The following is a 24,379-nucleotide window of genomic DNA, read 5'->3' as shown; positions in this document are numbered from 1 at the left end:
AGGGACCTTGGACACCTGGACCCGACGCAAGTTCCTCACCACCAGCGGCGTGGCGGGCGGTGTCGCCCTCGCCGCCGGGGCCACCGCCTGGGGCGTGGACGAGCTGCTCGCCTCCGGCTCCGGCACCCCGGACGCCGACGCCTCCACCCTGGTGCTGGTCACGCTGTACGGCGGCAACGACGGCCTCAACACGCTGGTCCCGGCGGCCGACTCGCACTACCAGGACCTGCGTGGCGACCTGGCCTACGGCGAGGACGAGGTGCTGCCCCTGGACGAGGGGCTCGGGCTCAACCCGGCGATGAAGGGCCTGAAGAAGCTCTGGGACGACCGGCGGCTCGCCGTCGTGCGCGGGGTGTCGTATCCCAAGCCCGATCACAGCCACTTCCGCTCGATGGCGATCTGGCAGACCGCCTCGCCCACCGGCCCGTTGCCCTCCGGCTGGCTGGGGCGGTGGCTGGACCACGCCGGCGGCGGCGACCCGTTGAAGGGCGTCTCGGTGGGGGCGACCCTGCCGCCGCTGATGGCCGGGGAGACCACCGCGGGAGCGGCCGTCCGGCTGGGCGGCACCGCGCTGCCGGACGCGTGGCGGCGCCGGTGCTCGGAGCTGTCGCGGGTGGCCGCGGACGAGCCCGCGCTGCTGCGGCGGGCGGGTGCCTCGCTGGCCGACCTCACCAAGGTCTCCGCGGCCTTCGGCGGGGAACGGGAGACGGAGCGGCAGGACCCCGCCGAGCCGGGCGACGACGCGGGCGACGCGGCCGGTGAGGCCGACAAGGGCGCGTCGGCCGGCGGACAGGGCGCCCTCGGCGCCCAGTTGGAGGTCGTCGCCCGGGCCATCGAGGCCGGCGTGTCGACCCGGGCGTACAGCGTGAGCCTCGGCGGCTTCGACACGCACGCCGGTGAGAAGGCCACCCAGTCCCGGCTGCTCGCCCAGCTCGACCACGACCTCGGCGCCTTCCTCCAGCGGGTGCGCGCCACGCCCGCAGGGCGCAAGGTGGTCGTCGCCGTCTACTCGGAGTTCGGCCGCCGCCCGAAGGCCAACGCCAGCCAGGGCACCGACCACGGCACGTCGGGGCCGGTGTTCGTACTGGGCGAGCCGGTCAAGGGCGGCTTCTACGGCGAGCAGCCGAGCCTGACCGACCTCACGGACGACGACCTGCGCACCACGACGGACTTCCGCTCGGTGTACGCCACGCTGCTGCGCAATGTCCTGGACGCCGACCCGGGGCAGGTGCTCGGCGGCTACGACGAGACGCTGGCGTTCGTCTGACCGCCGGGGCGGGGCCGGGGCAGGCGCAACCCGACGCGCGTGCCCTCGCCCTCCGTGCTGGTCAGCACGGCCGTGCCGCCGTGCGCCTCGGCGACCGCCCGGACGATGGCGAGGCCGAGACCGCTGCCGTCGCCGCTGCGGGCCGGGTCGGCGCGGTAGAAGCGGTGGAAGACCAGGGGCAGCGCCTCGGCCCGGATGCCGGGCCCCTCGTCGGCGACCTCGATCACGGCCTCCTCCGCCGCACGCACCGTCACGGACGCCGGGGTCCGGGGCGGGGTGTGGGCGCGCACGTTGGCGAGCAGGTTGTCCACCGCGCGGCGGAGCCGGCCGGCGTCGCCGAGGACCACGGCGCCGGCCTCGGCCCGCACGGTCAGCGGCCGGTCCGGGTCGATGAGCCGGGCGGCGCCGGCCGCCTCCCGGGCGACGGCGGCCAGGTCGACGGGCAGTCGCTCGCCGGCGGGCACGCTGTCCAGGCGGGCGAGGAGCAGCAGGTCCTCCACGAGCCCGCGCATGCGCAGTGCCTCGGCGGTGATGCCGGCCATGGCCCGCTCGCGGTGCTCGTCGGTGGTGAGGGCGCCCTGGTGGTGGAGGTCGGCGTAGCCCAGCACGGCCGTGACCGGGGTGCGCAGCTCGTGGGAGGCGTCGGCGACGAACTGGCGCAGCCGCTCCTGGGTCTCCTGCTGCCCGGCCAGCATCGTGTTGAGCGCGAGGCCCAGGCGGCCGACCTCGGTGTCCTCGTCCGCCGGGGCGACCCGGCCCGCGGTGCGCCCGCCGGCGATCGCGTCGGCGTCGCGCGCCATGGCCTCCAGGGGCCGAAGGCCGCGGCGCACCACCCATAGCCCGGAGGCGGCGAGCAGCACCAGCGTGCCGCCGGTCGCGGCGCCTTCCACGAGGACGAGCCGCCGCAGCGTGCCCTGGACCTGGTCGAGGGGTGCGGCGGCGACCAGGACGCCGCGGCCGGGCACCCGCTGGGTGAGCAGCCGGTAGGAGGGGCCCTCGGACGTGGTGGAGCCGACCGTGACCGGCTCCCGCCCACCGGGCCCCGGCAACGGGTCGGGCAGGCGGGGCAGTCCGGCGTCGGGGTCGCGGAGGCCGGGGACCAGTTCACGCACGGTGCCGTCGGGGCGTCGCAGTTGCAGGAAGAACTCCGAGGCGCCCAGTCCGCGGACGTCGCTGCCGAGCGAGCCGCCGGGCTCGGGGGCCGTCAGCTGCCGGCCGACCCGCTGGCGGACCGCGCGCAGGGTGGTGTCGGTGCGGTCGGTCAGGTAGTCGCGCAGCACCCCGTACACCACGGTGTCCAGCGTGAGCAGGGCCACGGCGGCGAGCGCGAGGAGGGAGAGCAGCAGGCGGCCGCGCAGGGAGCGGGGACGCGTCCATCGGCGGGAGTTCATGGCGTGTCAGGGGCGCGCAGGGTGTAGCCGATGCCGCGGCGGGTCTCGATGAGCGGGGGGCCGAGGGCGTCGAGCTTGCGGCGCAGATAGGAGATGTAGGTCTTCACCACGCCGGGGTCGCCGTCCTTGTACTCCCAGACGTGGTCGAGGAGTTGCTCGTGGGTGAGCACCCGGCCCGTGTTCTCGAGCAGGCAGTGCAGCAGGCGGTACTCGGTGGGCGAGAGGTCGACGCGCTGCCCGGCCCGGCGGACGGTGTAGGTGTCGGTGTCGATCTCCAGGTCGGCGCAGGTGAGGACCGCGCCGCGCGGGGTCCGCTCCTCGTGCCGGCGCAGCACCGCGCGCACCCGCGCGGCGACCTCGGCCAGCCGGAAGGGCTTGGTGACGTAGTCGTCGGCGCCGAGGTCGAGGCCGCGCACCACGTCCGCGCCGTCCTCCCGGGCGGTCAGGAAGACGACCGGCACCTTGGAGCCGCCCTGGCGCAGCCGCCGTACCACGTCGAAGCCGTCGAGGTCGGGCAGCATCACGTCGAGCAGCACGAGATGCGGGGAGGTGTCCCGGACCGCCGCGAGCGCGGCCCGGCCGTCGGCGGCCTCCGTCACCTCGTAGCCGAGGAAGCGGAGCGAGGTCGCCAGCACGTCGAGGATCGCGGGCTCGTCGTCCACGACCAGCAGGCGGGTGCCGGGGGGAACGTCGGGTGCCGTCATGATCCGCATTCTGGCACCCGAACCTGTGCGCGGGCGAGGCCCGCCCCGGCGGGGACCGGAACGGGCCGTGCGGTGCGGTCGCGGTGGCTCAGCGCTCAGGGCTCAGGGCTCAGGGCTCAGGGCTCAGGGCTCAGCCGAAGTAGCCGTCGAACGTCCGCGAGAACTCCCCGCCCCCGAACCGGTCCCAGTTGACCGACCAGGTCATCAGTCCGCGCAGGTCGGCGTGGGTGCCGCCGCGCAGGCTGTACGAGCCGCAGTTCGCGCCCTTGGTCAGGCAGTCCAGGGTCTTGGTGACCTCGGCCGGCGCCACGTACCCGTTGCCGGCGTTGGTGGTGGCGGGCATGCCGATCGCCACCTGGGAGGGGGCGAGTGCCGGGAACCGGTTGGCGGTGTTGCCGGCGACGGGGAAGCCGGCCAGCAGCATGTCGGTCATGGCGATGTGGAAGTCGGCTCCGCCCATGGAGTGGTACTGGTTGTCCAGGCCCATGATGGGACCGGAGTTGTAGTCCTGGACGTGCAGCAGCGTCAGGTCGTTGCGCAGGGCGTAGATGACCGGCAGGTAGGCGCCGCAGCGCGGGTCCTGGCCGCCCCAGGGTCCCGAGCCGTAGAACTGGTAGCCCTGCTGCACGAAGAACGTCTCGGGCGCCATGGTGAGCACGAAGGACGAGCCGTACTTCGCCTTCAGCGTCTTCAGCGCCGAGATGAGGTTGACGACGACCGGGGTGGTCGGGTTCTTGAAGTCGGTGTCGCCGGTGTTGAGGGAGAGGGAGTGGCCCTCGAAGTCGATGTCGAGGCCGTCCAGGCCCCAGGTGTCGATGATCTTCGAGACCGAGCCGACGAAGGCGTCCCGGGCGGCGGCGGTGGTCAGCTGGACCTGGCCGTTCTGGCCACCGATGGAGATGAGCACCTTCTTGCCCTGCGCCTGCTTGGCCTTGATGGCCGCCTTGAAGTCGGCGTCGCTCTCCACGGTCGGGCACTCGGTGACGGGGCAGCGGGTGAAGCGGATGTCGCCCGAGGTCACCGAGGTGGGCTCGCCGAAGGCCAGGTCGATGACGTCCCAGGAGGCGGGGACGTCGGCCATGCGGGTGTAGCCGGCGCCGTTGGCGAAGCTGGCGTGCAGGTAGCCGACGAGGGCGTGCGCGGGCAGGCCCTGGGAGGGCGGCGGGGTGGGAGTCGGCGTGGGCGTCGGAGTCGGCGTGGGAGTCGGTGTGGGGGTGGGCGTCGGGGTCGGGGTCGGCGTGGGGTTGGTCGGCGTCGGGGACGGTGGCGGGGTGCCCGGGCCGTCGAGGACGACGTCGTCCGCGTAGTAGGTGCCCTGGCCGTACCAGCCGTGGAGGTAGATCTGGGCACTGGTCTGGCTCGCCCCGGCGGTGAAGGCGACGGTCAGCTTGGACCAGCCGCCCGAGGTGGACGGCGTCCAGGTGCTCGCTCCCCCGGTGACGCCGAGGTAGACGTAGGCGCCCTTGACCCAGGCGGAGAGCGTGTAGGCCGTGCCCGGGGTGACGGTCACGGTCTGCGCGCACTGGGCCGTGGACGCGGCCGAGGCGGCGCCGGCCAGGGCCCGGGTGCCGGAGTGCGGGGCGCTGGTGGTGACGCTCGCGTCGGAACAGGACCAGCCGGACAGGCTGCCGGACTCGAAGTCCCCGTTCGTGAGGTACTGGCCGGCGTAGGCGTTGGGGGCCGCGCCCAGTCCGGCGAACACGGCCGCGACGGCGGCGACGACCAGGGACACGGTGGCGGCCAGGACACGCCGCCACCGTCTCGGGGAGGTGGGGGCGAGGGGACGGGATCTCCGCATGAGGGTGCTCCTCACTCGACACGCGGGGAGAACGGGGGCACGCCGCGGCGAGGGCCGGCGGGTGAACTTCTCCCGACGGCCACGCTTTGGACTAGACCAACTGAACTGGCTCTGCGCCGTGCATGTCAATGGCGGGGACGGCGGCACCGACGACCTGAGTAGGAGCGCTCATGTGCGCCGGGCCGCCCGCCGGCAGGGTCCGGCCCATGACGACTGGCTGGTGGTGTCGGCCTGGACCGGTGGCGGGGCCGGGGTGCAACTCCCGGTGCTCGCCGTGGGAGTGCCCTTGGCGGTGGGGATGCTGATGCTCGCGGGCACGGTGGCGCGGGCCGTGGTGCCGTGGTGCGGCACCACGGCGCGGCGGCTCGGCTGGGCGGTCCTGGTCTTCACCCTGGGCACGATCGGCGTGGCGCTCGGGCCGGCCGTCTACAGCAGAGGCGTGGGCCTGGGCAGTGCCGAGGTCCGGATCGCCCTGACCGGAGCCGCGTACGCGGTCGCCGCGGCGCTCTTCGTGCCGAGCCGGTGGGTGCGGTCGGCCGGGCTCGGCGCGCCGGCGCTCGCGGTGGCCTAGGACGGCTTCGCCGGTCCGGCGCAGGCGCGGGAGCGGGAGCACGCGGCGGAGGTCGCGCGGTACCGGGAGCATCCGGAGCTGCTGTACCTGGGCGCCGCGCCGCCCGGTATGGCGCTCTCGCGCGCGACGGTCGGCCCCGCCTCCTTCGGCGTCGACTACCGCGCCGCCCGGCCGGACGCGACGGCGTACGTCGGTCTCGCCGTGCGCCCCGCGCTGACGCCCGTGCTCCGCTGCCCGGAACCGATGGAGAGAAGGGTGTGGCCTGCGCGGTGGACGCGCGCGGGGAGACGCGGACGGTGCGCGGGCTGCCCGGCGGGGTCCGCGCCGTCACGCTCACCCGCCGGCTCGGACCGGCGAGCTCGGCGGAGGCCGAGGTCAGCAGTCAGACGCTCGGCGAACACGTCCGCGATCGCGTCCCGGAGACGCCCCCTAGGATGCACGGGTGGACACCGAGGCGCTGCGTTCGTTCGTCCGGGCGGCCGAGCTCGGGCAGGTGCGGCAGGCCGCCGACGAGCTGGGCGTGACGCAGCAGGCGGTCTCCAAGCGGATCGCCGCCCTGGAGCGCGAACTGGAGGTCCGCCTGTTCACCCGCACCCCCCGCGGGGTCGAACTGACCCTCGACGGCCAGGCGTTCCTGCCGCACGCGCGGGACGTCGTCGCGGGTGTCGACCGCGCCCTCACCGCGGTCCGGCCGGGGTCGCGGGCCCTGCGGATCGACGTCCTCGGTCTGCGCAGCGCGCAGGCGGTGGTGCTGCACGACTACTGGCGGTCGCGGCCGGGCACCGATCTGGACGTGGTGACGCTCCGGGTGAACGACCCGGCCGTGCCGGTCGCCGCCGTGCGGTCGGGCGAGGTCGACGCCTCTTTCCGCACCCAGACCGACCCGGCCGCGCTGCCCGACGACGTCCGGATGATCCACGCCTTCGACTCGCCCCTGGAACTGCTCGTCGGCCCCCGGCACCCGCTCGCCGCCGCGCGGCGGGTGACCCCGGCGCGGCTGCGCGGCCACCGGATCTGGGTGCCGGGCATCGCGCCGGGCAGCGAGTGGGCGGAGTTCTACGACCAGCTCGCCGCGGCCTTCGACCTGCGGGTGGACGCGGCGGGGCCGAACTTCGGGGACGAGGTGCTGCTGGACACCCTCGCGGAGTCCGCGGACGTGGCCACGCTGGTGGGGGCGCGGGACCGGTACCTCTGGCCGGCCCACCACGACCTGCGCCGCATCCCGGTGGCGGGCCCGACGCTCGCCTATCCCCTCTCCCTCCTGCTCCCCCGCGCCGACCCGCACCCCGGTCTGCGCGACCTGGTCACGCACCTGGAGAGCCTGCCGGGGCTCCCCGGCGAGGTCTGGCGCCCGTCGTGGGCGACGAGGGCGGCGCAGGACGCCGGGGAAGCCGGCGCCCTCAGGGCGTAGGCCGTCGGCCAAGCCTCGGTGCGCCGCATGGCGGCGGCGGTCGCGGCATACCCTGGCGCCCGTGACGCACGACGACGATGACGACCTCGACGCCCTGGTCCGCAAGCGGATCCGAGCGCTGCGGCTGGCCCAGGGGTGGTCCCTGGAGGAGCTGGCGGCCCGGGCCCGGATCAGCCAGTCCACGCTCAGCCGCATCGAGACCGGCCGGCGCCGGCTGGCCCTGGACAGCCTGGTCACCCTGGCCCGGGCCCTGGACACCACGCTCGACCAGCTGGTGGAGACCGGCGCGGACGACGTGATCGTCAGTCCGGTGATCGACGCGGCCCGCGGCCAGCTGCGGTGGCCGCTCAAGGCCGAACCAGGCATGACCGTGGTGCGCCAGCGGATGACCGACCCGCCGCCCGACAGCCCGGCCCGCCTGCGGGCCCACCCGGGGCGTGAGTGGCTCGTCGTGCTGTCCGGCACCGCGATCCTGCTGCTGGGCAACCGCCGCCTGCGTGTGGAGACCAACCAGGCGGCGGAGTTCCCCACGATGCTCCCGCACGCGATCGGGGCCGAGGGCGGTCCCTGCGAGGTCCTCGGCATCTTCGACCGCGACGCCCGGCGGGGACACCAGCGCGGCGAGGGAGGCCGCGAGCCCGTCTGACGGGCCCGAGCCGCCGGGCTTGCGTGATCGGCAGCCCGCACGGGCAATGGTGTGCCGATCCGGCAAGGGTTCGTGCTCCTGACGCAGCACAGGTCTACGGTGGCGCCATGAACCACGCACACCACCACGACGGCGCCGGCGACCTGGCGGAGGTCCTGGACCTGGACGCCGAGGTCCTCGCCGACCACACCGCGTCGATCACCGCCTGGCTGCCCCTGGAGGCCGGCCCGCGGCACATCGTCGACCTGGGCTGCGGCACGGGGGCCGGCACCTTCGCCCTGCTCGACCGCTTTCCCGAGGCCCGCGTCAGCGCCGTCGACTCCTCCGCGGTCCATCTCCAGCGGCTGCGCGAGAAGGCGTGCGCCCACGGGGTGGAGGACCGCGTCCGCGCCGTCCAGGCCGACCTCGACGGCGACGACTGGCCCGACCTCGGCACACCCGACCTGGTGTGGGCGTCGGCCTCGCTGCATCACATGGCCGACCCGGTCCGCACCATCCGCCGGGTCCACGACGCCATGGCGCCCGGCGGGCTGCTCGCGGTGGTCGAGATGGCCGGCTTCCCGCGGTTCCTGCCCGCGGACGCCCCCGCGGACCGGCCCGGCCTGGAGGAGCGCTGCCACGCGGCGGGCGACGCCGCGCACAACGCCCGGCTGCCCCATCGCGGCGCCGACTGGGGGCCGCTGCTGACCGCCGCCGGGTTCACGGTCGAGGGCGAGCGCACCCTGGACATCCGCGTCGAGGGCTCCCGGGACGAGGCGGTCGGCCGCTACGCCCTCGGCGGCCTGCGGCGCCTGCGGAGCGCCGTCGCCGACGCGCTCGCGCCGGACGATCTGGCCGCCCTGGACCGACTGCTCGACACCGCGGGACCGCAGAGCGTCCTGCACCGCGACGACCTCGTGGTACGCACCGAGCGCACCGTCTGGGCCGCCCGGCGCCGAAGCTAGTTATACAGGCAACCTGGACAGTTTGAGCTGAGGGAATTACTGTAGGGGGCATGGAAGTGACCCCCCACTCCCCGCCGTCGGCCGTCCAGGGCTCGCAGGCGGTGCGGTCCGTGATCAGCCGGCTGAGGCGCCGTATCCGCGCCGCCTCCGCCGCCGATGACCTCACGCAGGCGCAGGCGGCGGTGCTGGCGCGGCTCACCGCCGGCGAGGGGCTGTCGACCAGCGACCTCGCCGCCGCCGAAGGGGTACGGCACCAGTCGATGGCCTCGACGGTCACCGCGCTGACCGGCCTCGGGCTGGTGGAGCGGCGCCCGGATCCCTCCGACGGGCGGCGCCTGCTGATCGCCCTGACGCCGGGTGGCCGGCACCGGGCCGAGGAGGACCGGCAGGCGCGGGGCGAGTGGCTCGCCGGGCGGCTGCGGGACAGGTGCACGGAGGAGGAGCGGCAGACCGTCCTCGCGGCGATGGCCGTACTGGAGCGGCTGACCCATGACTGACGGGGACACCGCCACGCGGCAGGGAGAGCGGCCGGAGACGCGTTTCGACCGCCGGCTGATCCCGCCGATGATGCTCGGCTCGGTGCTGAACCCGGTCAACTCCACGATCATCGCGGTCGCCCTGGTCCCCATCGGCTCGGCGCTGGGCGCGCCGCCGTCGCGGACCGCCTGGCTGGTGTCGGCGCTGTACCTGGCCACCGCCCTCGGCCAGCCGGTCGTGGGACGGCTGATCGACCTCTTCGGGCCCCGCCGCCTCTTCCTGGTGAGCACCGCGCTCGTCGGCGTGGCGGGCGTCGTCGGGACCACGGCGCCGAACCTCGGGGTGCTGATCGCGTCGCGCGTGCTGCTCGGCTTCGGCACCTGCGCCGGGTATCCGGCCGCCATGGCGCTGGTGCGCAGCGAGGGGCGGCGCACCGGGCAGGACAACCCGGCGGGCGTGCTGACCGCGCTGGCGGTGGCGAACCAGACCGTCGCGGTGATCGGCCCGCTCCTCGGCGGCCTGCTGATCGGGCTGGGCGGCTGGCGGTCCACCTTCGCGCTCAACGTCCCGCTCTCGGTGGCCGCGGTGCTGCTCGGCCTGCGGCTGCCCAAGGGGGCCGGGACCGGGGCGTCGCCACGGCACGGGCGCCTGGCCGCGCAGCTCGACCTGCCCGGCATGGCGCTGTTCGCCGCCACGCTGCTGTCGCTGCTGCTGTTCCTGATGAACCTGCGCCCGAGCAGCTGGTACCTGCTGCTGATCACCGCCGTCGCCGGAGCGGGCTTCGCGGTGCGCGAACTGCGGGCCGGGACGCCGTTCATAGACCTGCGCGTGCTGGCCGGCAACGCGCCGCTGCTGGCCACCTACGGGCGCGCGCTGGTGGCCTACGTCGTCTCGTACGCGTTCCTGTACGGCTTCACCCAGTGGACCGAGGAGGGCTACGGCCTCTCCCCCTTCCACGCGGGCCTCGTGCAGATCCCGATGTTCCTCATGGCGATCGTCGTCTCCCTGGTCACCGGGCGCCGCAAGGCGGTGCGGGGCAAGCTCCTCATCGGTGCCGTCGGTCAGATCGCCGCCTGCCTGCTGATGCTGACCCTGACCGCCGACAGCCCGGTGTGGCTGCTGCTCGTCCTCGCCCTGGTCTTCGGCGTGCCGCAGGGGCTGAACAGCCTGGCGCTGCAGAACTCCGTGTACCACCAGGCCGATCCCGAGCGCACCGGCTCCTCGGCCGGCCTGCTGCGCACCTTCGCCTACCTGGGTTCGATGGTGGCCTCCGCCACCACCGCCGCCTCCTTCGGCCCGCACGCCGGCACGGACGGCATGCACCAGCTGGCCTGGATCATGCTCGCCGCGGGCGTCCTGTTCCTCCTGATCACGGTCCTCGACCGCGGCCTGCGCCGCGCCGGCACACCGCCGGCGGCGTGAGCGCCACCAGTACCAGCACCACGGAAGCCCCACGGAAAGGCACACCCATGTCCCGCACCGCCCTTCTCGCCATGGACCTCCAGCGCGGTCACCTGGCCCACATCACGGACGACGGCTACCTCACCCGCGCCGCCCGGGCGCTGGAGACGGCCCGCGCCGCCGAGGTGCCGGTCGTGCACGTGGCCCTGCGGCTGCGGCCGGGGCACGTCGACGCCCATCCGCGCAACAAGATCTTCGGCGCCCTGCCGCACCACCTCTTCACCGCGGACGACCCGGGTGCCGCCATCCACCCCGACGCCGGTCCGCGGGACGGCGAGACGGTCGTGTACAAGAACCGTGTCAGCGCCTTCGCCGGCAACGACCTCCACCAGATACTCGCCGCCCAGGACGTCGGGCACCTCGTCCTGGCCGGGGTCGCCACGAGCGGGATCGTGCTGTCCACCGCCCTCCAGGCCATCGACCTCGACTACCGGGTGACCGTCCTGTCCGACGCCTGCGCCGATCCGGACCCCGCCCTGCATCGCGTGCTGCTCGACGGGATCCTCGCCCGCCGCGGTGACGTCTTCACCACCGAGGAATGGGCGGCGGCGGAACTCCGACCGGTGTGACCTGCCCGAGCTTGCCGTTAGCATGTTCGGGCTCACGACGATCACCCCGATCGCCCGATTGTCCGACATCTACAAATTGGGCCCAGACAATTGAAAACCCCTATACCCGTATCCATATCCCCGCGGATGAGCGGTCGTGCCCTGCTGTGGACGGCGGTCGGCGTGGTCACGCTCGCCTTCCTCGTCGTGCTGGAGGTCGTCGCGCACCACTACGGCCTGCGGGGGCCGATCACCAACCAGGCACGGGAGGTGATCTGGGCGCCCAAGTCGGGGCCGCTGCTCTACGGCGGTCTGGCGCTGACGATGGTGGTGCTCACCTGGCGGCAGCGGTGGATCGCGCTCGGCACCGCGGTCGGCATCGACGCCGCCTTCGGTGTGATGCGGCTGATCGTCGGCGCCGCCCCGAACTTCGGCAACGGCGCGCTGTGGGTGGTCCTGGGCTGTGCCGTCATCGCCGTCACCCGCCGCACCGGGCCGGAGCGGCTGCTGCTGCTCAAGGGCGTCGGCCTCGGGCTGCTCCTGGTGGCCGGGCACAAGATCGGTGACACCTGGCTGCTCATCACGTCGAAGACCCGCCCGGAGGTGCTCGACCTGTATGTGGCGACCGCCGACCGGGCGCTGGGAAACCCGTCGTGGGTGGCGGGCCGGATCGTCGAGGCCACCGGACCGGTCGGCTACCACATCCTGCACCTGGTCTACAGCCAGCTCCCGCTGGCCGCCGCCGTCACCGCGCTGTACCAGCTGCGCAACGTGGCGGTCGAGCGCCGCTTCCCCGGTCACCACCTGGTGCGGACCTTCCTGGCCATCGGGCTGCTCGGGCCGGCCATCTACATGGTCTTCCCGGTCGTCGGACCGGTCTTCGTCTACAGCACCGGCGCCTTCGGGACGGGCGGCGAGGGCTGGGCGATCGCCGACATCTGGCCGCACGTCCTGCCGCGGATCGGCACCCCGCACCCCGTGCTCTACGACCAGATCACCCCGCGCAACTGCATGCCCAGCCTGCACACGGCCTGGGCGGTCACCCTGTTCCTGCACTCCCGCAAGGGGTCCAGGCCGCTGCGGTACGCGGGCACCTTCTGGCTGGTCGCCACCCTCGCCGCGACGCTGGGCTTCGGCTACCACTACGGCACGGACCTGATCGCCGGCGTGGTGTTCGCGCTGACGATCGACGTGGCGATGCGGGCGCTCGCGCAGGGCTGGGACCGGTCGAGCATCCAGCTGGTCGCCCACGGCGCGGTGGTCTTCACCGCGCTCCTGGTGGCGTACCGCTGGCTGCCGGTCCAGCTGGCCGCGCATCCGTGGGTGTGCGGTCCGCTGCTCCTCCTGGCGATGGGCTCGGTGATCCACGGATATGTGCGGACCACCAGGTCCGTCGACCCCGCGTCGGCGCCGACGCTGCCCGGCCCGCGCTCCCCGGAGCCGCAGCCGGAGCTCGTCTGAGCGCACGGGCCGCGCGCGAGCGCGTGCCGGAGGACGGACGGCGCCGAGCGGCGGCGGCGAGGGCGGCTGGGGCGGGACGTCAGCCGGCTGCCGGCGGGCGGAACTGCGGGCCGTAGTTGCCGGGGGCGTCCGGGATGGTGGTCTCCATCAGCTGGACCGCCGGGGTCTCCAGGCCGCGCATCTGGCGCACGGCCGTGCCGAGGGCGCGCGCGCCGCCGCCGTCCCAGGCGTGTTCGAGGCTGCCGAGCACTTCGGCGTAGGCGGTGTCGAAGCGGTCGAGGAGCGTCGCGACCTGCTTCGCGGGGTGCGGCCAGCCGCCGGAGGGGACGCGGGCCATCGGCCGGGCCGCGGGGAAGGGCACGGCCGCGCCGGTGAACTTCCAGACGCCGTCCTCCTCGCGCAGCTGCCGTCCGTGGTAGATCTCGCCGAAGGCGTAGTAGTGGGCCGGGTGGTCGTCGCCGAAGGCGTCCTCCGGGGAGCTGGTGGTGCCCTCGCCCTGCTCCTTGATGATGCCGATCGCCTCCTCGACGCCGTCGAGGCTGCCCACCGGCTTGAGCTGGTCGGCGCCGATGCGCTCGGAGAGCTGGCCGCGGGTGGTGAGGTCGGGCGAGGCGGACCGGAAGGCGTCGAGCAGGTCGTCGTAGAACTCGCCGATGGTGGGCGCGTCGCGGGTGTCGCGGGCGAGCGGCTCCTCGGGCGCCTCGATCGCCATCATCACGTCGTGCACGAAGGACCTGGTCAGCCCGGAGAGGTAGACGTTGACGCCGCTGCGCACGCCGCCGGGCAGCGGGCCGGGGTAGGACGGGGCCGCGGCGCTGATCCTCGGTCGGCCGCCGACCGCCACCAGCAGGTTGCACACCACGCCCATGTGGAACATCTCGTCGCCGATGATGCGCCGGATCAGCCGGGCGGCGTGGCTGCCTCGGTCCTCGATGGACCACCACGCGCACAGGTAAGGGGGCAGGGTGGCGAGCTCCAGCTCGACGGCCACCTGGAGGGCGTCGCGGAGCCAGCCGACGTCACGGCCGGCGTGCGGGACGGCCAGCAGCCGCGCCACCGACGAGCAACCGGAGGCGGCGGTGCAGCCGTCGCCGGGCAGCGCGGCCGCCCGGGCCGGGGCGGCGACCGCGGCGGGTGCCGTCGCCGTCAGGACCGCCGACGCCACGAAGGTCCTGCGCCCGAGCGGGGTCTTCGACCCGGACGGTTCCTCGCGCACACCAGTCACCATGCCTCCACAGCCATGCCTGCGCCTCGGGAGCGAGGCGTCCGGAATCTCCGGCGGCTGGCGAAACTAGCAGCGATCACGGCGCTCACCTGCGGCACGCGGCAGCGCGGCCGTCATCCCCCACCCGGTCGGCCCTAACCGGCGGCCCGGGGAACGCGGAGGGGGGGGGGGGGGGCGCGCCGCCCCCCCCCGCCTCCTGCCGGTCCGCCTCAGCTCTGCGGACGGCTGCCGTGGTTCGCGCCGTTCTTGCGGCGGGCCTTCTTCTTGCGTCGTCGTTTCGAGGACATGGAAGCCTCCTCTGCTCCGTTGCTGCCGGTCTCCGACCCGGGAGTCGCCTCCCGGGGTCAGGAGAGCACCTTGCCGAAGTCGCGGGGTGGCAAACGCCACCGGGCGGACCCGATCGGGTGGCGCCGGTCACGGTGCCGTTGACGCACAGCCGCTGCCCGGGTGGTGGGCGGCGCGGCGGCGTTAGGGCGGCGCCGCCCCAGGGAACCCCCGTTCCCATGGGTGACTACGACAACGCGATCACGGTGGACGTTCCCGCCGACCGGCTCTTCGCGTACCTCGCCGACGTCAAGAACCTCCCCTCCTACATGCCGCGCCTGACGGCCGCGCGCCCCCACGACGGCGACCGCGTCACCGTCACCGCCCACATCGACCCGCCCGACGCCCCGGAGCAGGACGTCACCAGCGAGGCCTGGATCCGCGTCCTGGAACAGGGCAAGAGCCTCGAGTGGGGCGCCCCGGGGCCGCACGACTACCACGGCCGCCTGCACGTCGACGCCGGGGACACCGCCGGCACCTCCCGCCTGACGGTGGACCTGCACACCGAGCGGGTGGAGGGCGGCCAGGTGGACGACGGCCTCCAGGAGACGCTGCGCGGCATCAAGCACGCGGTGGAGAGCGCCGAGCACTGAACCGGCCGCCCCGGCCGCCGGTTCAGTTCAGCAGCCAGGCCGCGGTGTCCCGGGGCAGCCGGCCCTCCTCGTCCAGCGGCCCGCTGGTGAGCAGGACGGCGGTGTGGGCGGGCAGTGCCGTGGGGTCGGCGCCGGTGTTGACGACGCAGACCAGGCCGCCCGGCCGGGCGAAGGCCAGTACCGCCTCGGGGGCGTCCAGCCACCGCAGCGGCCCGTCGCCGAAGCCGGGCTGGGTGCCACGCAGGCGGATCGCCTCGCGGTAGAGGCTGAGCATGGACTGCGGGTCGGCGGCCTGGCCGTCCGCGGCGTACGCGGCCCAGCCGGGCGGCTGGGGCAGCCAGGGCTCGCCGCCGAAGCCGGCGTGCGGCGCGTCGGCCGTCCAGGGCAGCGGGACGCGGCAGCCGTCGCGCCCCGGGTCGGTGCCGCCGGAGCGGGCGTGCATCGGGTCCTGGATGCGCTCCAGCGGGATGTCGGCCTCGGGCAGGCCCAGTTCCTCGCCCTGGTAGAGGTAGACGGCGCCGGGCAGGGCGAGGGAGAGCAGGGCGGCGGCGCGGGCGCGGCGGGTGCCCAGGGCCGGGTCGGTGGGGGTGCCGAAGCGCTTTGCGGCGAAGGAGAAGCCGGACTCGGTCCGGCCGTAGCGGGTGACCGTGCGGGTCACGTCGTGGTTGCACAGCACCCAGGTGGCCGGCGCGCCGATGCCGGCGTGCTCGCCGAGGGTGCCCTCGATGGAGGCGCGCAGCTCGGCCGCGTCCCAGGGGCGGGTCATGAAGTCGAAGTTGAACGCGGTGTGCAGCTCGTCGGGGCGCAGGTAGCGGGTGAAGCGCTCGGTGTCGGGGAGCCAGACCTCGCCGACGAAGACGGCGCCGTACTCGTCGGCGATGGCCCGCCAGGAGCGGTAGACGTCGTGCAGCTCGTCGCGGTCGACGAAGGGGTGCGGGTCGCGGCCCGCGACGAAGTCCGGCAGCTCGGGGTCCTTCACCAGCAGCGCCGCCGAGTCGATCCGGACGCCCGCCGTGCCCCGGTCGAACCAGAAGCGCAGGATCTCCTCGTGCTCCTGGCGCACCGCCGGGTGGGCCCAGTTGAGGTCGGGCTGCTCGGGGGTGAACAGGTGCAGGTACCACTCGCCGTCCGGCACCCGGGTCCAGGTGGCGGCGCCGGGGAACTCCGACGGCCACTCGTTGGGCGGCAGTTCGCCGTCGGCGCCGCGTCCGGGGCGGAAGTGGAACAGCTCGCGCTCGGGGCTGCCGGGTCCGGCGGCGAGGGCGGCGCGGAACCAGGGGTGCTGGTCGGAGACGTGGTTCGGGACGATGTCCACGATGGTGCGGATGCCCAGCTCGCGAGCCTCCGCGATGAGCTTCTCGGCCTCGGCGAGGGTACCGAAGGCCGGGTCGATGGTGCGGTAGTCGGCGACGTCGTAGCCGCCGTCCTTCAGCGGGGACAGGTACCACGGGGTGAACCACAGGGCGTCCACGCCGAGCCCGGCCAGGTAGGGCAGCCTGGCGCGCACGCCCGCGAGGTCGCCGGTGCCGTCCCCGTCGGCGTCGGCGAAGCTGCGCACGTACACCTGGTAGATGACGGCGGAGCGCCACCACTGCTCGTCGGCCGCGTCCATGGGAGTTCCTTTCGGGCATGCGGGTCCCGCTCCGTGGCCGTGCGGGGCCGGGAGCCGGGCTGGATAGGGGGTGCGGCGCGGTGCTGCGCGCCGCCGCCTCCGCCGGCGGGGACATGGATGTGGGACGGAGGCGGCGGCGCGCAGGACGGGGAGGCGGCCGGCTCGGGAGCCGGCTCAGCCCTTGGTGCTGCCCGCGCTGATGCCGGCGATGATGTGCCGCTGGAAGACGAGGAACAGGGCGACCATGGGGATGCTGGCGATCACCATGGCGGCGATGAGGACGGTCAGGGGCAGGTTCTGCGAGAGCTGGACCAGGGCGACGCTGATCGGCTGCTTGTCGGTGTCGGAGAAGACCATCAGCGGCCACAGGAAGTCCTGCCAGACGGCGACCAGGGCGAAGATCGACACCACGCCGAGGACCGGGCGGGACATGGGCAGCACGATCGACCACAGGACGCGCAGCTTGCCGGCGCCGTCGATGTCGGCGGCCTCCAGGACGTCGCGGGGTATCTGGTCGAAGAAGCGTTTGAGCAGGTAGAGGTTGAAGGCGTTGGCGACGGCCGGCAGCCAGATGGCCAGCGGGTCGTTGAGCAGGTTGGTGTGGATGAAGGGCAGGTCGGCGACGGTGAGGTACTTCGGCACGACCAGCGCCTGCGCCGGGACCATCAGCGTGGCCAGGATGCCGGCCAGGATCACCTTGCCCAAGGCCGGCTTCAGCTTGGACAGGGCGTAGGCGGCGGCCGTGCACAGCACCAGCTGGAAGACCCACGCGCCGACGGCCTGGACCAGGGTGTTGACCAGGTGGGTCGGCAGGTCCATCTGGTCCCAGGCGTCGGAGTACCCGGAGAGGTGCCAGTCGTCGGGGAACAGGGTGGGCGGGGTGCGGGTGACCTCGTCCGGCGACTTCAGGGCGCTGGTGGCCATCCAGTACACCGGGAAGAGGAAGGCCAGCGCGAACAGCACCACCACGGCGGTGAACACCGTCCAGTACGCCGTCTTCCCGCGCCGGCGGGCGAGGGTGGCCGGGGAGATCAGGGTGCGCGGGGTGCTGCTCATGCGTCCTCCCCGTCGGAGCGGGTGAGCCTCAGGTAGAGGGCGGAGAAGGCGCCGAGCAGGACCAGGAGCATGACGCTCAGCGCGCAGGCGCCGCCGAAGTCGTTGTAGAGGAAGGCGTACTTGTAGATCAGGTACAGGATCGTCACGGTGGAGTTCTCCGGGCCGCCGCCGGTGATGACGAACGGTTCGGTGAACACCTGCATGGTGGCGATGATCTGCAGGAGCATCAGCATGAGGATGACGAACCGGGTCTGCGGGATCGTCACGTGCCGCACCCGCTGGAGGAGGTTGGCGCCGTCGAGTTCGGCGGCCTCGTACAGCTCGCCGGGGATCGACTGCAGGGCGGCCAGGTAGACGAGGACGGTGCCGCCCATGTTGGCCCAGGTGGCGACGATGACCAGGGAGACCAGTGCGGTGTCGGCGCCGTTGGACCAGTTCGAGGTGGGCAGGTGCACCGCGCGCAGCACCTCGTTGGCGAGGCCGGCCCCCGGATCGTAGAACCACTTCCACAGCAGGGCGCTGACCACCGGCGGGATCATCACCGGCAGGTAGACGACCACGCGGAAGAAGGCGCGGGCGTGGCGCAGTTCGTTCAGCACCAGCGCGAGTACGAAGGGCACGGCGAAGCCGATGAGCAGGGCGAGGACCGTGAAGGTGAGCGTGTTGCGCCAGGCGTCGGCGAACTCCGGGTCGTGCCAGACCTGGTCGAAGTTGGCCCAGCCGACCCACTCGGGGTCGGAGCCGGGCGTGTACTTCTGGAAGGAGATCACCACCGCGCGCAGCGCCGGGTACCAGGAGAACAGCGCGAAGCAGAGCAGGCCGCCGATCAGGAAGCCGTACGCGCGGACCTGGTCGGTGAGGCGGCGGCGGCGCAGCTCCCGGCCGGCCGCCGCCGGGGGGCGGGCCCCCGGCGGCGTCGGCGTCTTGGCGGTCCGCACGGGGCGTTCAGCCGTCTTGGTCACGGTCAGCTCCGGGCCAGGATGCCGTCGATCTTGCCGGAGGCGTCCTTCAGCAGCCGGTCGATGTCGGCGTCCTTCTTGGTCAGCACCGCGGAGACCACGCCGTCCAGGACGGAGTAGATCTGCTGGGCGTTGGGCGGCTCGATCTTCAGCTCCAGGGACTGGTTGCCGTCCAGGAAGGGCTGGTAGTTGCCCACCGGCACGTTGGCGTTGGCCTTCTTGACCTCCTGGTCCTTGGCGTCCGCGGCGCCGGTGAACAGGCGGGGTTCGGGCAGGCCGACCGGCGCGTCGGTCTTCTTGGCGCGGGCGTAGTCGCCGAGGAAACCCTTGCCGGGGGTCAGGAACATGGCGTCCAGCCACTTCAGGCCGGCCCGGATCTGCTCGGGGCCGGCGTTCTTGTTGAACATGTAGCCGTCGCCGCCGATGAGGGTGCCCTTGCCGCCGGGCATCGGGCCGAGGGCCAGGTCCTTGTAGTTGCCGCCCTTCTCCTTGACCAGGATCGGGATGTTGTCCGGGGCGGACAGGTACATGCCGAGCTTGCCGGAGCCCATCATCTGCTGCGCGTCGTTGATGACGAGCAGCTGCTTGCTGCCCATCGAGTCGTCCGTCCAGCGCATGTCGTGCAGGGTCTGCAGCACGGCGCGGCCCTCGGCGCTGTCGACCTGGGACTTCTTGCCGTCCGCGCTGACGACGGAGCCGCCCTGGGAGTACATCTCGGCGGTGAAGTGCCAGCCGCCCTGGTTCTGCGCGCTGTAGTCCGCGTAGCCGACCGTGCCCTTGCCCAGGGCGGCGATCTTCTTGGCGTCGGCGCGGACCTCGTCCCAGGTGGTCGGCGGCTTGTCCGGGTCGAGGCCGGCCTTCTCGAACAGGGCGCGGTTGTAGACGAGGCCCATCGAGTAGCCGGTGCGGGGGACGCCGTAGATCTTGCCGTCGACGGTGTAGACGTCGCGCAGCTGCTGCTGGATGGTGCTGTAGCTCTTCAGCTCCTTGACGTACTGCGTGATGTCCGCGGCCTGGTGGATGTCGACGACGTGCTTGGCGTCGGTGAAGTACGTGTAGAACACGTCCTCCATCTGACCGCCCGCCAGCTTCGCGTCGAAGGTCTTGGGGTCCTGGCACGGGAACGCGTCGTGCGCCACCACGTCGATCTTCGGGTTCGCCTTCTCGAACGCGGCCACGTCCGCGGAGAAGAAGCTCCGGTCCACCTTCGCGCTCTTGGGCGGCATGCAGTTGACCGTGATGCGCGTCTTGCCGTCCGCCGAGCTCCCGTCCTCGTCCGAGCTGCACGCGGTGAGGCCCGAGAGAGCGAGGACGCCGGCTATCGCGGCGACGGTGGTGCGACGGAACCCGGTACTTCTCATCGGTGACCCCTTCGGCCCTGAATGGGATGCCCGCACGGCGGCTCGCGGTGGGGCGGCCCACACTCAACCATCCCCGTCAATGCGGCGCAAGATCTCGCGCAGAATTCGTAAATCCTTGACAGTGCCAGCAATCAGCGCCCGGAACCGATGGCGTCACGACCGTGGACTAACCGACTGGCGTCTGCAATATTGCGATGACTCGACGCAAGAAGCTGCGCAGCCGCCGGTTCGAGTTGTCCCAAGGCCCCACCGCTCTGCCCCCGACACGAGCCGCCTCGCGTCGCCCGACGGTACGCGAGCCCCCGCAGGGAGGGACCCCCCGCATGACCCCACCCCGTTCCTGGAGACGCCGCACGGCCTCGGCCGCGCTGGTCTCCACCGTCATGGTCCTCGGCCTGCCCGCCCTCGGCGCGCACGCCGAGGGCCGCTCCGCCGAGGACCACTCCGCCGCCCGGATCGGCGACGGCGACCCCGACACCTACTGGCAGGCCGCGAAGAACGCCCCGCAGTCGGTGCAGACCGACCTCGGACGCGCCCAGCGGGTCCGCGAGGTGGTGCTGCGGCTGCCGGCCCACTGGCGCACCCGCACCCAGACCCTCGCGCTCCAGGCCAGCGCCGACGGCAAGAGCTTCACCACCCTCAAGTCCTCGGCGCGCTACGTCTTCGGACCCGGCAACGGCAACACGGTGCGGGTCTCCTTCCCGGCCACCCTCGCCCGCTACGTCCGCGCCGACTTCCAGGGCAACTCCGTCGCCGGCACCGCGCAGCTCGCCGAGATGCAGGTGCTCACCACCGCCGCCGCCGCGGGCCCCAACCTCGCGCAGGGCAAGCCCTTCAGCGAGAGCGGCCACGCCGACGTGTACGGCGCGGCGAACGCCGGCGACGGCAACCGCGCCACCTACTGGGAGAGCGCGAACAACGCCTTCCCGCAGTGGGTGCAGGTCGACCTCGGCTCGTCGGTCCGGGTCAACCAGGTGACGCTGCGGCTGCCGAACGGCTGGCCGAGCCGCAGCGAGACCCTCAAGATCCAGGGCTCGACCGACAACCGCTCCTTCACCGACCTGACGGCCTCGAAGGCGTACACCTTCGACAGCGGCAACGGGCAGTCGGCGGACATCGCCTTCGACGCCACCACCACGCGGTACGTGCGCGTGCTGGTCACCGCCAACACCGGCTGGCCGGCCGGGCAGCTCGCCGAGCTGGAGGTGTACGGGCCGGCCACCGGCGACACCCAGGCGCCCTCGGCCCCCGCGAACCTCGCCTACACCGAGCCCGCCTCCGGGCAGATCAAGCTCACCTGGGGCGCGGCCACCGACAACACCGGTGTCACCGGCTACGACGTGTACGCCAACGGCGTGCTGCGGGCCAGCGTCGCCGGGAACGTCCTCACGTACACCGACAACCAGCCGGCCGGCAGCGACGTCAGCTACTTCGTGCGGGCCAAGGACGCCGCGGGCAACGTCTCCGCCAACAGCAACACCGTGGTGCGCAAGGGCACCGGCGGGGACACCCAGGCGCCCACCGCGCCCGGCAACCTCGCCTACACCCAGTCGGGCGCCGACGTGAAGCTGACCTGGCAGGCGTCCAGCGACAACGTCAAGGTGACCGGGTACGACGTCTACGCCAACGGGCAGCTCCTCAGGTCGGTCGCCGGCGACGTCACCACCTACACCGACACCCCGGCGGCGACGGCCACCGTGACGTACTCCGTGAAGGCGAAGGACGCCGCCGGCAACGTCTCGGGGGCGAGCAACAGCGTCACCCGGGCCGGCTCCGGGGGCGGTGGCGATCTCGCCCAGGGCAAGCCCATCGAGGCGTCGTCCAGCGTCTTCACCTACGTCGCCGCCAACGCCAACGACGGTCAGACCAGCACCTACTGGGAGAGCGCGGGCGGCGCCTACCCCGCCACCCTCACCACCAAGCTGGGCGCCAACGCCGACCTGAGCCGGGTCGTCGTCAAGCTGAACCCGGACGCCGCCTGGGGCGAGCGGACGCAGAACATCCAGGTGCTCGGCCGCGACCAGGACGGCTCGTCCTTCACCAGCCTCGCGGCGGCGAAGGACTACACCTTCTCCCCCGCCGGCGGCAACACGGTGACCATCCCGGTGTCCGGCTCCGCGGCGGACGTCCAGCTGAAGTTCACCAAGAACACCGGCGCCCCGGGCGCGCAGGTGGCCGAGGTGCAGGTGATCGGCACGCCGGCCGCCAACCCGGACCTCAAGGTCACCGGGATCACCAACAGCCCGGCCGCGCCGGTCGAGTCGGACCCGGTCAGCCTGACCGCCACCGTCACCAACGGCGGCAGCAAGGCGGCCGCCGCCACCGACCTGAACTTCACGCTCGGCGGCACCAAGGTCGCCACCGCGTCCGTGCCCGCCCTCGCCGCGGGTGAGTCGAAGACGGTCACGGCGAGCATCGGGGCCCGGGACGCGGGCAGTTACCCGGTCGGCGCGGTCGTGGACCCGTCCAACAAGGTGATCGAGCAGAACGAGGCGAACAACACCTTCGCCCGCTCCGACGCCCTGGTGGTCAAGCCGGTCGCCAGCTCGGACCTGCTCGCCGCGCCGGTCGCCTGGTCGCCGTCCAGCCCGTCGGCCGGTGACGACGTCAAGTTCAGCGTCGCGATCAAGAACCAGGGCTCGACGGCCTCGGCCGCCGGCGCCCACGGGGTGACGCTGACGATCCAGAACGCGCAGGGCGCCACCGTCAAGACGCTCACCGGCTCCTACACCGGCACCATCGCACCCGGGCAGACCACCGCCCCGGTGAACCTCGGCTCGTGGACGGCCGGCAACGGCAAGTACACGGTGAAGACGGTCATCGCCGACGACGCCAACGAGCTGCCGGTCAAGCGGACCAACAACACCACCACACAGGCGCTGTTCGTCGGCCGCGGCGCCGACATGCCCTACGACCACTACGAGGCCGAGGACGGCACGCCGGGCGGCGGCGCCAAGGTCGTCGGCCCGAACCGCACCGTCGGCGACCTCGCCGGCGAGGCGAGCGGGCGCAAGGCGGTCACGCTGACCGGCACCGGCCAGTACGTCGAGTGGACCACGCGGGCGGCCACCAACACCCTCGTCACCCGCTTCTCGATCCCCGACGGCACCAACACGACGCTCAACGTGTACGTGGACGGCCAGTTCCTGAAGGCGATCGACCTGACCGCCAAGTACGCCTGGCTGTACGGCGCCGAGACCGCGCCCGGCAACGACCCCGGATCCGGCGCCCCGCGGCACATCTACGACGAGGCGAACCTGCTGCTCGGCAAGACCGTGCCGGCCGGTTCGAAGATCCGGCTCCAGAAGGACGCGGCCAACACCTCCACCTACGCGATCGACTTCGCCGACACCGAGCTGGCGACCGCGGTCGCCAACCCGGACCCGGCCGCGTACACGGTCCCGGCCGGCTTCTCGCACCAGGACGTGCAGAACGCCCTGGACAAGGTCCGCATGGACACCACCGGCAAGCTGGTCGGCGTCTACCTGCCGGCCGGCGACTACGAGACGTCCAGCAAGTTCCAGGTCTACGGCAAGGCCGTGAAGGTGGTCGGCGCGGGACCGTGGTTCACCCGCTTCCGGGCGCCCTCCTCGCAGGAGAACACCGACGTCGGCTTCCGGGCCGAGGCCAGCGCCAACGGCTCCTCGTTCACCGGCTTCGCCTACTTCGGCAACTACACGTCCCGGATCGACGGTCCCGGCAAGGTCTTCGACTTCTCGAACGTCTCGGGCGTGACCATCGACAACATCTGGGTCGAGCACATGGTGTGCCTCTACTGGGGCGCCAACACCGACGGCATGACCATCAAGAACTCCCGCATCCGCGACACCTTCGCCGACGGCGTCAACATGACCAACGGCTCCACGGACAACCACGTCGTCAACAACGACGCCCGGGCCACCGGCGACGACAGCTTCGCGCTGTTCTCCGCGATCGACGCGGGCGGGGCGGACGAGAAGAACAACCTGTACGAGAACCTCACCTCGACGCTCACCTGGCGCGCCGCGGGCCTGGCCGTGTACGGCGGCTACAGCAACACGTTCCGCAACATCCGGATCGCCGACACCCTGGTGTACTCCGGGATCACCATCTCCTCGCTGGACTTCGGCTACCCGATGAACGGCTTCGGGACCGAGCCGACGACCATCGAGAACGTCTCCCTGGACCGGACCGGCGGCCACTTCTGGGGCTCGCAGGTCTTCCCGGCCATCTGGTGCTTCTCCGCCTCGAAGGTCTTCCAGGGCATCCGGGTCAACGACGTCGACATCGACGACTCGACCTACGGCGGTGTGATGTTCCAGACCAACTACGTGGGAGGGCAGCCGCAGTTCCCGGTGAAGGACACGATCTTCACCGACATCTCCATCACCAACTCCAAGAAGAGCGGTGACGCCTTCGACGCCAAGTCGGGCTTCGGGATCTGGGCGAACGAACTGCCGGAACCGGGTCAGGGCCCGGCGGTCGGCGAGGCCACTTTCCGCAACCTGCGGATGAGCGGCAACGCCGAGGACATCCGGAACCGGACCACCACCTTCAAGATCAACGTCGAGTAGCGTCCGCGCCCGACGCC

Annotated in this window: 20 protein-coding genes; 11 read left to right on the top strand and 9 right to left on the bottom strand. The window is 72.8% G+C overall.

Translation table 11 applies throughout. From position 1 onward, the window contains the following. The first annotated feature begins 7 nt into the window (after positions 1–7). Positions 8–1,267 (top strand): DUF1501 domain-containing protein, encoded by a 1,260-nt coding sequence (locus ACGFZL_RS24255; RefSeq protein WP_393694645.1) that lies wholly within the window; start codon positions 8–10, stop codon positions 1,265–1,267. Here the strand turns inward: ACGFZL_RS24255 and ACGFZL_RS24250 are convergent. The 3 genes from ACGFZL_RS24250 to ACGFZL_RS24240 form a co-directional block, all read right to left on the bottom strand. After that, positions 1,240–2,658, bottom strand: coding sequence for an ATP-binding protein (locus ACGFZL_RS24250; protein WP_393694643.1), 1,419 nt, complete (start codon positions 2,656–2,658; stop codon positions 1,240–1,242). The genes ACGFZL_RS24255 and ACGFZL_RS24250 overlap by 28 nt on opposite strands. Continuing rightward, a complete protein-coding gene (locus ACGFZL_RS24245) occupies positions 2,655–3,362 on the bottom strand; it encodes a response regulator transcription factor (RefSeq protein ID WP_393694641.1) in 708 nt (235 codons plus the stop codon). Before ACGFZL_RS24245 ends, ACGFZL_RS24250 begins: the two co-directional genes overlap by 4 nt. A 130-nt stretch (positions 3,363–3,492) precedes the next feature. After that, entirely contained in the window at positions 3,493–5,160 is a 1,668-nt protein-coding gene (locus ACGFZL_RS24240) for a chitinase (protein WP_393694639.1), read from the bottom strand. A gap of 118 nt (positions 5,161–5,278) precedes the next feature. On the opposite strand from ACGFZL_RS24240, the gene ACGFZL_RS24235 reads away from it, so the two are divergent. The 8 genes from ACGFZL_RS24235 (at position 5,279) to ACGFZL_RS24200 (ending at position 12,679) form a co-directional block, all read left to right on the top strand. Beyond that, complete coding sequence (locus tag ACGFZL_RS24235; protein ID WP_393694637.1) at positions 5,279–5,731, top strand: hypothetical protein; 453 nt, start codon at positions 5,279–5,281, stop codon at positions 5,729–5,731. 442 nt (positions 5,732–6,173) lie between these two features. Next, on the top strand, positions 6,174–7,142 hold the full coding sequence (locus tag ACGFZL_RS24230; protein WP_393694635.1) for a LysR family transcriptional regulator: 969 nt from the start codon (positions 6,174–6,176) through the stop codon (positions 7,140–7,142). Positions 7,143–7,203: 61 nt separating this feature from the next. Beyond that, entirely contained in the window at positions 7,204–7,788 is a 585-nt protein-coding gene (locus ACGFZL_RS24225) for a helix-turn-helix domain-containing protein (RefSeq protein WP_393694633.1), read from the top strand. A 107-nt stretch (positions 7,789–7,895) separates the two neighbouring features. Then, positions 7,896–8,732, top strand: a complete 837-nt coding sequence (locus ACGFZL_RS24220) for a class I SAM-dependent methyltransferase (RefSeq protein ID WP_393694631.1) — start codon at positions 7,896–7,898, stop codon at positions 8,730–8,732. A 50-nt stretch (positions 8,733–8,782) separates the two neighbouring features. Then, positions 8,783–9,229: a MarR family winged helix-turn-helix transcriptional regulator gene (locus tag ACGFZL_RS24215; protein ID WP_393694629.1), complete on the top strand. Its 447-nt coding sequence runs from the start codon at positions 8,783–8,785 to the stop codon at positions 9,227–9,229. Further along, positions 9,222–10,631, top strand: coding sequence for an MFS transporter (locus ACGFZL_RS24210; RefSeq protein ID WP_393694627.1), 1,410 nt, complete (start codon positions 9,222–9,224; stop codon positions 10,629–10,631). Before ACGFZL_RS24215 ends, ACGFZL_RS24210 begins: the two co-directional genes overlap by 8 nt. Positions 10,632–10,678: 47 nt before the next feature. Then, on the top strand, positions 10,679–11,239 hold the full coding sequence (locus ACGFZL_RS24205) for a cysteine hydrolase family protein (RefSeq protein WP_393694625.1): 561 nt from the start codon (positions 10,679–10,681) through the stop codon (positions 11,237–11,239). A 141-nt stretch (positions 11,240–11,380) separates the two neighbouring features. Continuing rightward, positions 11,381–12,679, top strand: coding sequence for a DUF5933 domain-containing protein (locus ACGFZL_RS24200; protein WP_393694782.1), 1,299 nt, complete (start codon positions 11,381–11,383; stop codon positions 12,677–12,679). 79 nt (positions 12,680–12,758) lie between these two features. On the opposite strand, the gene ACGFZL_RS24195 is transcribed toward ACGFZL_RS24200, so the two are convergent. Beyond that, on the bottom strand, positions 12,759–13,907 hold the full coding sequence (locus ACGFZL_RS24195) for a ferritin-like protein (RefSeq protein WP_393694623.1): 1,149 nt from the start codon (positions 13,905–13,907) through the stop codon (positions 12,759–12,761). Positions 13,908–14,113: 206 nt separating this feature from the next. Further along, positions 14,114–14,191, bottom strand: a complete 78-nt coding sequence (locus ACGFZL_RS24190; RefSeq protein ID WP_370443954.1) for a 50S ribosomal protein bL37 — start codon at positions 14,189–14,191, stop codon at positions 14,114–14,116. A 216-nt stretch (positions 14,192–14,407) separates the two neighbouring features. Here ACGFZL_RS24190 and ACGFZL_RS24185 point away from each other — a divergent pair, with 216 nt between their 5' ends. Continuing rightward, positions 14,408–14,821, top strand: coding sequence for an SRPBCC family protein (locus ACGFZL_RS24185; protein ID WP_393694621.1), 414 nt, complete (start codon positions 14,408–14,410; stop codon positions 14,819–14,821). A gap of 22 nt (positions 14,822–14,843) precedes the next feature. Here ACGFZL_RS24185 and ACGFZL_RS24180 read toward each other — a convergent pair whose 3' ends face one another. From ACGFZL_RS24180 to ACGFZL_RS24165, 4 genes are all read right to left on the bottom strand, one after another. Further along, positions 14,844–16,433: a glycoside hydrolase family 13 protein gene (locus tag ACGFZL_RS24180; RefSeq protein ID WP_355171765.1), complete on the bottom strand. Its 1,590-nt coding sequence runs from the start codon at positions 16,431–16,433 to the stop codon at positions 14,844–14,846. A 174-nt stretch (positions 16,434–16,607) separates the two neighbouring features. Further along, entirely contained in the window at positions 16,608–17,489 is an 882-nt protein-coding gene (locus ACGFZL_RS24175) for a carbohydrate ABC transporter permease (RefSeq protein ID WP_393694619.1), read from the bottom strand. Continuing rightward, positions 17,486–18,451 (bottom strand): sugar ABC transporter permease, encoded by a 966-nt coding sequence (locus ACGFZL_RS24170; RefSeq protein ID WP_355171769.1) that lies wholly within the window; start codon positions 18,449–18,451, stop codon positions 17,486–17,488. Before ACGFZL_RS24170 ends, ACGFZL_RS24175 begins: the two co-directional genes overlap by 4 nt. 2 nt (positions 18,452–18,453) lie before the next feature. Continuing rightward, on the bottom strand, positions 18,454–19,809 hold the full coding sequence (locus tag ACGFZL_RS24165) for an ABC transporter substrate-binding protein (protein WP_393694617.1): 1,356 nt from the start codon (positions 19,807–19,809) through the stop codon (positions 18,454–18,456). A 323-nt stretch (positions 19,810–20,132) separates the two neighbouring features. Between ACGFZL_RS24165 and ACGFZL_RS24160 the strand changes: the two genes are divergently transcribed. After that, complete coding sequence (locus tag ACGFZL_RS24160; protein WP_393694615.1) at positions 20,133–24,362, top strand: discoidin domain-containing protein; 4,230 nt, start codon at positions 20,133–20,135, stop codon at positions 24,360–24,362. The last annotated feature ends 17 nt before the right edge of the window (positions 24,363–24,379 follow it).

The organism is Streptomyces sp. NPDC048182 (assembly GCF_043202555.1).
Taxonomy (GTDB): domain Bacteria; phylum Actinomycetota; class Actinomycetes; order Streptomycetales; family Streptomycetaceae; genus Streptomyces.
This window is presented reverse-complemented; position numbering and strand designations above follow the sequence as displayed.

Coding starts and splice junctions, on each gene's coding strand:
- ACGFZL_RS24245 (WP_393694641.1), bottom strand. CDS start 3,362: ATGACGGCACCCGACGTTCCCCCCGGCACCCGCCTGCTGGTCGTGGAC.
- ACGFZL_RS24210 (WP_393694627.1), top strand. CDS start 9,222: ATGACTGACGGGGACACCGCCACGCGGCAGGGAGAGCGGCCGGAGACG.
- ACGFZL_RS24195 (WP_393694623.1), bottom strand. CDS start 13,907: ATGGTGACTGGTGTGCGCGAGGAACCGTCCGGGTCGAAGACCCCGCTC.
- ACGFZL_RS24160 (WP_393694615.1), top strand. CDS start 20,133: ATGACCCCACCCCGTTCCTGGAGACGCCGCACGGCCTCGGCCGCGCTG.
- ACGFZL_RS24240 (WP_393694639.1), bottom strand. CDS start 5,160: ATGCGGAGATCCCGTCCCCTCGCCCCCACCTCCCCGAGACGGTGGCGG.
- ACGFZL_RS24165 (WP_393694617.1), bottom strand. CDS start 19,809: ATGAGAAGTACCGGGTTCCGTCGCACCACCGTCGCCGCGATAGCCGGC.
- ACGFZL_RS24180 (WP_355171765.1), bottom strand. CDS start 16,433: ATGGACGCGGCCGACGAGCAGTGGTGGCGCTCCGCCGTCATCTACCAG.
- ACGFZL_RS24215 (WP_393694629.1), top strand. CDS start 8,783: ATGGAAGTGACCCCCCACTCCCCGCCGTCGGCCGTCCAGGGCTCGCAG.
- ACGFZL_RS24190 (WP_370443954.1), bottom strand. CDS start 14,191: ATGTCCTCGAAACGACGACGCAAGAAGAAGGCCCGCCGCAAGAACGGC.
- ACGFZL_RS24250 (WP_393694643.1), bottom strand. CDS start 2,658: ATGAACTCCCGCCGATGGACGCGTCCCCGCTCCCTGCGCGGCCGCCTG.
- ACGFZL_RS24205 (WP_393694625.1), top strand. CDS start 10,679: ATGTCCCGCACCGCCCTTCTCGCCATGGACCTCCAGCGCGGTCACCTG.
- ACGFZL_RS24220 (WP_393694631.1), top strand. CDS start 7,896: ATGAACCACGCACACCACCACGACGGCGCCGGCGACCTGGCGGAGGTC.
- ACGFZL_RS24175 (WP_393694619.1), bottom strand. CDS start 17,489: ATGAGCAGCACCCCGCGCACCCTGATCTCCCCGGCCACCCTCGCCCGC.
- ACGFZL_RS24185 (WP_393694621.1), top strand. CDS start 14,408: ATGGGTGACTACGACAACGCGATCACGGTGGACGTTCCCGCCGACCGG.